Origin of the sequence: Acidisoma sp., assembly GCF_035492295.1 — a bacterium.
Lineage (GTDB): Bacteria > Pseudomonadota > Alphaproteobacteria > Acetobacterales > Acetobacteraceae > Acidisoma.
The window spans coordinates 1-3,632 of record NZ_DATJJK010000189.1 but is presented as its reverse complement, the minus strand read 5'-3'; the positions used below and the strand labels follow the sequence as shown (position 1 = coordinate 3,632).

General features: G+C 65.3%; 3 protein-coding genes and 1 pseudogene. 1 reads left to right on the top strand and 3 read right to left on the bottom strand.

The features are described 5' to 3' along the window. On the bottom strand, nucleotides 1-218 hold a 218-nt coding region (locus VL752_RS14070; protein WP_325356308.1), incomplete at its 3' end, for a hypothetical protein. 134 nt (nucleotides 219-352) lie between these two features. Beyond that, nucleotides 353-2,461 carry an ATP-binding protein gene (locus tag VL752_RS14065; protein WP_325356306.1) on the bottom strand — a complete coding sequence of 703 codons (2,109 nt, stop codon included), beginning with the start codon at nucleotides 2,459-2,461 and terminating at the stop codon, nucleotides 353-355. 390 nt (nucleotides 2,462-2,851) lie between these two features. Between VL752_RS14065 and VL752_RS14060 the strand changes: the two genes are divergently transcribed. Then, nucleotides 2,852-3,202 carry a helix-turn-helix domain-containing protein gene (locus tag VL752_RS14060; RefSeq protein ID WP_325356304.1) on the top strand — a complete coding sequence of 117 codons (351 nt, stop codon included), beginning with the start codon at nucleotides 2,852-2,854 and terminating at the stop codon, nucleotides 3,200-3,202. Nucleotides 3,203-3,420: 218 nt separating this feature from the next. Here the strand turns inward: VL752_RS14060 and VL752_RS14055 are convergent. Beyond that, nucleotides 3,421-3,632, bottom strand: a pseudogene (locus VL752_RS14055) (hypothetical protein); the annotation flags it as partial.

Below are 3,632 nucleotides of genomic sequence, written 5' to 3'. Positions count from 1 at the left end.
GCCGCCTCGGCGGTGGGAGATGCAGCGGGGGTAAGCGCGAGCGGTGGCTGTTCCGCCGCCGCAGCGCCGGTTTCCGAGTCGCGCCGGCTCCGCACCAGCAAGGCATAGATCGCCGCCGGCGTGCACCCGAATTCCGCCGCGACCGCGCGCACCGGGCGGTGCTCCTCGTTGACATAAGCCAGGATCTTCGTCTGATCCTCCTTCTTGATGCGCGCCACTCTGCCCTCCCTTTCCGGCTCGGCCGGGCGTTAACAGGAACATTAAGGGAACATGCGCGGCGAAGATCCGATGGTCAAGCCTCGGGCGGTTAAGCCTCGGGCGGTCAAGCCGCGGGCGGCTAAGCCTCGGGCGGTCAAGCCTCCTCGCTCGCCTCGGCGGCACAGATGCCCGTCCGCGCGGTACCCGGACCGGGCACGGGCGCCCGAGGAAGATCCAGGACCTGCCTGACACGGACGGCGAGGGTCGCCGGATCGTAGGGCTTGCGCAGGAAAGCATGCGGCGATCCTGAACCGTCAAAGGGTGCATCGTAGCCCGAGGTCACCAGGATCCGGATGCAAGGATGGAGCTGCCGCGCTGCCTCGGCGAGTTCCAGGCCGTTCATCGATCCCGGCATGACGAGATCCGAGAAGAGCAGGTCGACCCGCTTCTCCCGTTGCAGCAGGGCAAGCGCACCTTCGGCATGCGGCGCATCCAGCGTGCGGTAGCCGCAATTCAGCAGAACCTCGACCACCGTGGCACGGACGATCGCCTCGTCCTCCACGACCAGCACCACCTCCCCAGCGGCGCCGCCGCCCGCTTCGTCGGTCAAGGTCCGCGGGGCAGCCGGTTTCGCGGCACAGCACGGCAGGACCATGAGCACCGAAGTGCCCCGTCCGGGCGCCGTCTCGATGCGGAATTCGCCCTCCGACTGCTTCACGAAGCCATAGACCTGACTGAGGCCGAGACCCGTGCCACGCCCGATCTCCTTGGTCGTGAAGAAGGGTTCGACGGCACGGGCGGCGGTGGCGGCATCCATGCCCGTGCCGTCATCGGTCACGGTCACGACCGTCACCGGGCCCTGCGCCGCCTCCGGATAGGCGCTGGCATCCGTCGTGCTGCGGGTCGAGATGCAGATGCGCCCGCCTTGCGGGAGGGCATCCCGGGCATTGCCGACGAGGTTGAGGATCGCCGCCTCGAATTGGCCGGGGTCGAGGGTAACGGGCAGGACCTGCGGCGCCAGATCGAGCAGCACGACGGCGGATTCGCGCGCGGCCCGGCGCAGCAGCGGCACGAAATCGAGCAGAGCGCGGTTGACGTCCACTACTTCGGCCCGCATCGGCTGGCGGCGCGAAAAGGCAAGCAGGCTCGCGGTGATGTCCGCGCCGCGTTCGGCCGCGCCCCGGATGTTGCGGGCAAGCCGGCAGACGTTGTCCGAATTGCTCGGCCTGCGCTCCAGCAGTTCGGCGCAGCCCATAATGATGGTCAGCAGATTGTTGAAGTCGTGTGCAACGCCGCCCGTGACCTGCCCCACGGCCTCGAGCCGCTGGGAGCGGAGAAGCGTATTCTCTGCCGCCGCGCGACGCTCCATTTCGGCATCGAGCGTCGCGCGGGCCGCGTCCTCCCGTTGCACGCGCTGGAGCGCGATGCCCAGCAGGAGAGAGAAGAGCAACGTCACCGGCAAGGTGATGAGAAGATGGATGGTCGCCTTCTCTCGCCAGTCCGCAACAATCACCGCCTCGGGCAGGCTCGCGGCAATATAAAGCGGCAAGGTCGCCACCCGGCGGTAGACGGTCAGGGCGGCGCCGCCCGACCCTGCCCCGTCTTGGCGGTAGTCGCCACTGTCCGGCGCATCGGCGATGGCCGCGCGGAAGCCAGAGATCCCGGCCGCCGCCGCGCGAGCAGCCGCCTCGGCCGGTGTGCCCGTCAGCAGGGTTCCGTCCATGCGCAGGAGGGCAATGTTGCGCCCATCGCGCTTGCCCGGCTGTTCCGTCAGGAGGGCATCGTATAAATCCTCAAAATATCGCGGCGAGACCAGGATTTCGATCACGCCGCGCACCGCGCCTGCGCGGTCCGTCCAGCGGCGGCCATAACCGAAGAAACGACGCTTGATGACCGTGCCGGTCTCCAGCCCGCTCACGAAGCGGCCCGAATCGGCCGCCATAGTCCCTTTGAAATAGGGCCGATCGGCGAGATCGAGCTTTGGCACAGGATAGGCGTTCGCGGCGACGAGAGGCTCCCCGGCGGCATCGATGATGACGATGCCGTCGATATCCGGAATGGGGGCGATAAGCGCGAGAAGGGATTGATGGATCGCCAATTCCTCGGATTTCACCTGGGCAGCGTCCATCCCGGCGAGCAGGAGGTTCACGCGATCGGCCACGAGGGCCTGCTGGCGGAAGGCGCGCGCCGCATTGTCGCCGGCGATGCGGGCCTGGCTGTCGAGTTCGTCCCTGGCCTCGCGCCACTCGGCGCCGTGGTCCACCCACAAGGTTAATCCGACGATGAAGATCGGGAAGAAGAGAGAGACAAAAAAAAGCGTCCTCAGCAGTCTCTGAGCGCTTCTCCATGACCTTTTTTGCACTTTATACTCTCTTAAGTAAGCATTAATACTTCATGGAAGCCCCCTCTTATACCAAATATTTCGATCACAGACCAGTGATACGATGACAGCGGCATCGGGACCGGCGACCGTGCCCTCCCTTTTCTCGCTGAAATCCGGCATGCTTCGCCGTGGAGTTCGATGACTTCGGATCGCTTCGACCCAAAGTCTGAATCGGCCTCTAAACTACTGATCGAGCGCGAGACTCAGTGTTCAGGTTGATTTCACCTGAACTCATCTCGCTCTCGCCAGAATCGCTCGGGATCGTCGCCTTTGAACACCCTCGCCCAGCGCCTGCGGGAACTCCGCCGCGCCCGCAACCTTAATCAGATCGACGTCGCGCGCGCCGTCGGGGTCGACCGCAGTCATCTCTCCAAGATCGAGACCGGGGACGACACGCCGGGTCGCGGCGCCTTGACCGCGCTTTCAACCTTCTTCGGCGTGTCTCTCGATTGGTTGGTGACCGGTCAAGAACTTCCGGCGACGGCCGGCGGCATCGCGCGGACGGAGGACGAGGTCCTGCTGCTGGATTGTTGGCGCGCCCTGCCACCGGCGGAGGCGCGGCCGCTGCTCGAGATGCTGCGCCAGCGGGTGGCGGCGCTGGCCCCAGAGCAGGTTTATTGATCCAACAACGATTTGGCGGAAATGCAGCGGCGCGCGGCTCGCGATGTGGCTGGGGCGGGAGGATTCGAACCTCCGCATGGCGGAATCAAATCCGCGACCCGCGTCGGACACCAAATTGGGTTCCGTCGGCTTGATCGTAACAAAAGCTCGTGGTGACTGGTGGATCGTTCGCCGGGCGCTACCCACCATGATTCCAAGATCGCCGACAGAGCGTCGATTCAGAATTCTTCGATATCATCCAGTTCAACTTTGTTGCCGCCAAAAATGTCGTCGGCGACTGCATCCATGATCCCAAGCGCGCGGTCGAGGCCTGCCTCGTCCACGTCTCTCTGCCGCGGCCCTTCGGCCTTCAGCCGTTCGAGGTCGGGCAGGTCGCGCAGCGAAGCGAACCCGAACGCCTCCAGGAATGCCTTCGTCGTCACATAGGCGA